Raw genomic sequence first — 5,796 nt, forward strand, 5'->3', positions numbered from 1 at the left:
GTCCCAGTCCTTGTGAGCCGCTCCCCATTCATTACCAAGATATTGCCCTGGTTTTTGAACTTGGGGGAGTATTTTGTTTCTTAGTTTGTTAGAAATCATTTTTTTACTCTTGTAACTTAGAGCTGTTTGAAAAGCGTCATATGCAAGGCTTGCGAAGTTACAAAAAGGCTGAGTTGACTGAGCCGTCAATGATGACTTTTTGTAACAAGCGTAACGCAGCAGATGGCGGTTTTCGGACGGGCTCTAAACGCGGACAGCGATATCTACACCCGCCGGCAGATCCAAGTCTTTAAGTGCAATAGTAGTCTCATGCGTTGGATCAACAAGATCAATCAAACGTGAATGAGTTTTGATTTGAAAATGCTCTCTTGATTTTTTATCAACGTGTGGCGATCTCAAAACACAATATCTTCTGATATTACTTGGCAAAGGAATAGGACCAGATACTCTAGCTCCTGTTCTTGTTGCGGCCTCAACTATTTGTTTAGCTGACGCATCAAGGTTGACCGCATCATAACTCTTAAGTCTGATTCTTATGCGGTTTTGCTGTTTTTTCTTTGTTTTAGTTGCCATATCAGCTGTCAATTATAGCTAATGGCTGATAATTAAATCATAGAAATATTATTAATGTGTATTGCGGCAATCTAGTCCCTAATTTGCCAATAAAGCTCAGCATGGGTATTATTGCCTAGATCTGGATCTTCAACTTCAAGCCCTTCTATATTGTTGAGAGTTTCAAGTCTAGAGCCAGCTCCAAAAGAATAAATAGGAGTCGAGCTAACAGGTTGTGGTTTAAATATCAAAGTCTCACGTTTCTTAGACTCTGCTGGTATATAATCCCAACTGCAACTAACCATAGTAGCTCCTTGATTTATATTACAAGCATCACTGTATGGATTATTGACATACTCAAGACTTGAATGTATCGGAGAACTAAAACTCACCCCATAAGCAGTCTTGCCTTCTCTTCTACTAGATTTATTTTCAGCAATTACAGAGACCACTATATTTTCACCTGATTTTATATAACTAAGTTCGGCTTGCGGGTCAATTGCAATTATAGGTTCTAAGCTTAAAGCCATGTCTGCATAGTTGCCGTTAGAAACTGGCGGCTCTGGTGGTGGTTCAACTGGGTCTTCATCTCCAACAATACTTACCTTTAAATTCGATAAATAATTATTTGTTTCATCAAGATCAATTGCATCAACAGGTTGGGAGCCTAAACCACTTAAACCAATATAATCAAATAAATAATTCCGTTTCTCGCCAGCAGCTAAACCCTCTTCTAGACTAAAGCTAAAATATAGGCTTCTGGTTTGCTCTGGTCCAATATTTTCAAGTTTACACTCAAGAAAGTCAACACCGCCTTGCACACAAACATCAGGAAGCATCACAGAGTCTAGGCCAATTGGAACTGTAACTAAAATTGACGCTTGCTCTATAGTTACTGCAAATTTACCATTGGCCATATTTGCAACATCAAGATGCAATTCAATATTTTCAGAATCTAAATACTCGTCTTTTGTAAAACTACCAAGAACTCTTAAATCAATTTCTTTTCTATCATCACTAGGGATAACCGTTACACCAGAATATTCTGATCTGTCATTAATAGAATTAATATCAACTCGATTAAATGCTCGAACCACAGCGCCGCCAAAAAATATATAAGTTTGCTCTGTTATAGATGCATCTGTTGCAAAACTCAAATCTAGGTCAACTGACTCGCCAGGTGCAAGTTCATTCTCAAGAGTACAAACTAAATATCTATTACGATCTGCAACATCACCTCCACCCCTGACGTAGCACTCCATAAGATCAGAGCTTAGACCTGGGTTAAAATTGAGGCTATTAATATACATCTCAAATTCTACGCCTTTTGCTGCGACTGCTTGTTCATCACTAGCAGCAATAAGGTTAGCAATGCTCAGTCTAGTAGTAAAGCTGTCTCCAGGAGACACAACACTTGATGATAGTTCATTGAGACTAATACTCAAATCATATAACTCAGGACTCTCTTTACTAAATTGAATTATCGCTGAATCATCATTAGCAGAACTAACTGCAAAACTAAAACCTGTTTCAGGATCAGTCCATGTCTCTGTCACTGCCAAAGTTTTCTTCAAGTAGGTTTTACGATAATGTTCACCTTCACCCTTGTGGATAGAAAGCATACGCGAATATCCACCTTCTGTATTTTGGTTGCCATAATCATAACTATAAGTATTAGTAGTTCTATAACTAATATATGTAAAATCATCTGAATATGGATTTGGTATTTTGATAACTCTTGTGCCAGCTACATCATCTCTATCAAGTGAAACAAGATTAAACTCTGCCACATTTGCTTCTGCTTCGAGAATAGTACCTTGACCTGCAAGCTTCCAACCCATTTGGTCTCGATGCACTGAATTTAACGAAACACCGAAACCCATTGCATCCGAATTATCACCATATTCAGAGATATTAGTACTGTATTCATAAACTCTAGCAGCGTGATGCATCTTTAAATTATGTCCAATCTCATGGATATAAACATGTGGCGAGCTGTAGGCTTTGACATAGCAATAGTTACCACCTAAAGGTGCAATTCCAGCCCAACCACAATTAATATGGGTGTCAGGAACGATATAAAGAAACTTATCAAAACCATCAAGGTCTAAACCTAGAGCAACTTCTTCTAATTTTGCCTGAACAAGATTATGAACCCCATAAGTAGAAAAATCATCACAACTTGGAGTCGTACCATCTAATACTAGTTCTTGTTCATAAGTCTCACCAGTCATAGTATAGTCACCACCTGAATGGTATGAAAAGTAATTCTTTACACTGTTAGCTTCATAACCAAGATCAATAGGAACCTCACTGAACATAATTTTGTCAACTCTTTGCTTAGTCATAGATTCTGAGAAGTTTGAATCTTCCCATCTAACCCTGACAGCTAAAAACCTTTCAGTTCCTGTCACGGCCATTTTAAGATTTTGTCTAGCAGCAGCAAATAAACCTAGAAATTTTTTCTGCTGTATATCAATTACAACAGCTTTGTTTCTTCTTTTTAACAGGTTAACCGTCACCTGAGTATTAATTAGTGCTTGATCAAAATCATCTGTGAAATATAATTTAATCGATTTGTTATTACCCTTATTTTTATAATTGAGAAAATATTCTTCAGTACCTTCACCCTTGCGATCCATGATTAATACAAGCTCACCGTTGAGTTTCTTGGCTTTTTTATTGGCTAATTCTAGTGGTAACTTTGCATCCTGTTCGGCATTAATTTTTGCTATTTTTCTTTTATAAATTTGGCTTTGTTTTTTTGTGAATTTTTTAGCAAACACAGGATTTGCACTCAAAACCAAACTTATTAAAACTAAAACACTAAAACTTGATCTGATTATTTTTGACATTTATTTCCCCACTAATACAACTGACTTAACAAATAAAAGTTAATAACTAATTAAAAAACCAAGAGATTAAAATAATCTAATTAAAACTTATCCGTTCTTAACCTATGTATAACCGAAAACTGCAATTCTAAATTGTGTTCGGGGGGACGGAGTTCACAAAAAAAGGGGTATAAGTGAAGAACTTAATTAGAGTATTTTTAGTAGCCGGGATTTTATTAATGAATCCAACAGCATCTCAAGCGAGATTAACAAATGCAGAAGTAGAGTCAAAATCTGTCAAAGAATTATTCCCATTTCTTAACTTTGACAAGAAATTCTTAGAAGTCATTAAATCATGTGCTGGTTATATCGGTGATTTAAACTCTGTTACCCAAATTATTGGCAATGGTAGTAAATTAGAAGTTTACCATTGTACTCAAGACCAAACTAGCTTTGAAGCTGCCGGAGGCGATGCTAAACTATATGGCTCTATTGCAATGGGTAGATTTAGTATTACCACAAGCAAACATGGCATTGCAATTGGTAGTGAAGCACTTGCAGGCACCAGTGAATCAACAGCGCTAGGTTTCAAATCTATTGCCAATGGGGATCAAGCAACGGCACTTGGTGCAAGAAGTTCAGCAACAGGTGAAACAGCGATTGCAATTGGAGTTAGCTCCAGAGCCAAAGAGTTAAATTCTATAGCGATTGGTAATTTCTCCACAGCAAACGGCCAAAATGCACTTAGTATTCTTTCTGCTTCAATGGCTGATGGCAGAGAGGCTATTGCAATTGGTGATGAAACTATTGCTCAAGGAGATACAACAATTGCAATAGGTAGTTCGGCTGAAGCTAAAGAAAATTATGCTCTTGCAATTGGTTCAGAGGCTAAAGCAGAAGGTCAGTTCACCACAGCAATTGGTCGTATAGCCAATGCCCAAAGAGACTATGCTACAGCAATTGGTGTAAGTTCTAATGCAGTAGGTAGATATGCAACTTCATTATCAGGTAACGCCCAAGCAGACTTTGCACTAGCTCTAGGCACCTCATCAAATGCAATAGGTAAAAGATCCATATCAATTGGTGTTAACACACACGCAGAGAATCCTGGCTCATTAGCCATGGGTGAAATGGTTTCTTCATTTGCAGACAATGCTTTCACTATCGGGCGTGGATATCACACTAACAGTGGTGGAATGTCTTCACTTGTAAACAGCACTCAAAACAGTTTAATCGTTGGCTTCAACAGTAGCACTCCAACTTTATTCGTTGGAGATTCAGTTAGCAATGGTAATACAGGCAGTGTCGGTATTGGCACCATCAATCCATCAGCAAAATTAGATGTAGCCGGTAACATGAAAGTCCAAGAAACTATCAGTGCTAAATCTTTGCAAATTCAAAAGAATGCGAGGATCGGATCTGTCATAGTCAATAAGACACTTAGTGCTGGCAAGCTTGCTAGTGACAGCATTGTTGCAGGTACTTTGACAAGTTCATTGATTGTCAATCATGGACTATTTGCAAGTGGTGGTGTCAATAGCGTCTCAGGAGAAGGTTCTGCAACTATTGGTATGCGCAATAGGTCAGAAGGTAACTCTGCAATAACACTAGGTTACAAAAATATGGCTGTTCGCACAATAGAAAAAGCCTCAGGACAACCAGAAGAAGCTAAAGGGCCTGTAGCATTAGGTTACGAAAACATTGCTCGAGGTACTGGCAGTATTGCCATGGGTAGCTCAAATAAAGCAGAAGCCGAACATAGTATTGCAATTGGACAGCATGCTACCGCCAATGGTGAATCAAGTATAGTCATAGGTCATGACATCACCAATAATCATGAAAATAGTTTATTGATTGGTTTTCAAGAATCAACAGCTATCTTTGCAACAACAGGACTTACAATGACTAAGAGAATGAAAGACCTGGAACGCAATATTACTAATCTAGAATCTAGAATTGAATACTATAGTCCATATGCCGCAAGATACGCTTGGTTAAAAGCTCACATTGATAGATGGATAGGCAATGTTGAAAATTATAAAACTGAATTAGCAGAACTTATGGGAAAATCTGGAAACCAACCTAGAGTCGGCATTAATACCAATGAACCAAAGCGTTCATTACATATTTCTGGTGTTATGAGATTAGAGCCTCTCCCTGAAGCTCCAATTAATCCAGCTCCAGGTGATATATTTATGCATAAATCAGGTGCGCTTTGTGTTTATATACAAAGCTGGGAAGTCATAGCTGGTAGTGGTTCTTGTTACTAAAAGCAAAAAGCCCCACATCACTGCGGGGCTTTTTTATTTAAATTAAATCGCGTCGTAGCGAAGCGAAGACAGACTATTCAATAATTGATGCAACAACACCAGCACCAACAGTCTTACCACCCTCACGGATTGCAAATCTC

The 5,796-nt window shown here is 37.9% G+C and carries 3 protein-coding genes; 1 reads left to right on the forward strand and 2 read right to left on the reverse strand.

Annotation, left to right across the window (positions count from 1 at the left end; genetic code table 11):
- Positions 1-243: 243 nt before the first annotated feature.
- On the reverse strand, positions 244-573 hold the full coding sequence (gene rpsJ / locus O3C63_09315; GenBank protein ID MDA0773123.1) for a 30S ribosomal protein S10: 330 nt from the start codon (positions 571-573) through the stop codon (positions 244-246).
- 71 nt (positions 574-644) lie between these two features.
- The gene (locus O3C63_09320; protein MDA0773124.1) at positions 645-3,407 is read right to left on the reverse strand and encodes a hypothetical protein; all 2,763 of its coding nucleotides are present in this window, start codon (positions 3,405-3,407) and stop codon (positions 645-647) included.
- A 173-nt stretch (positions 3,408-3,580) separates the two neighbouring features.
- Between O3C63_09320 and O3C63_09325 the strand changes: the two genes are divergently transcribed.
- Positions 3,581-5,656, forward strand: a complete 2,076-nt coding sequence (locus O3C63_09325) for a hypothetical protein (GenBank protein ID MDA0773125.1) — start codon at positions 3,581-3,583, stop codon at positions 5,654-5,656.
- Positions 5,657-5,796 lie beyond the last annotated feature (140 nt).

The organism is Cyanobacteriota bacterium, assembly GCA_027618255.1.
In the GTDB taxonomy this organism is placed as follows: domain Bacteria; phylum Cyanobacteriota; class Vampirovibrionia; order LMEP-6097; family LMEP-6097; genus JABHOV01.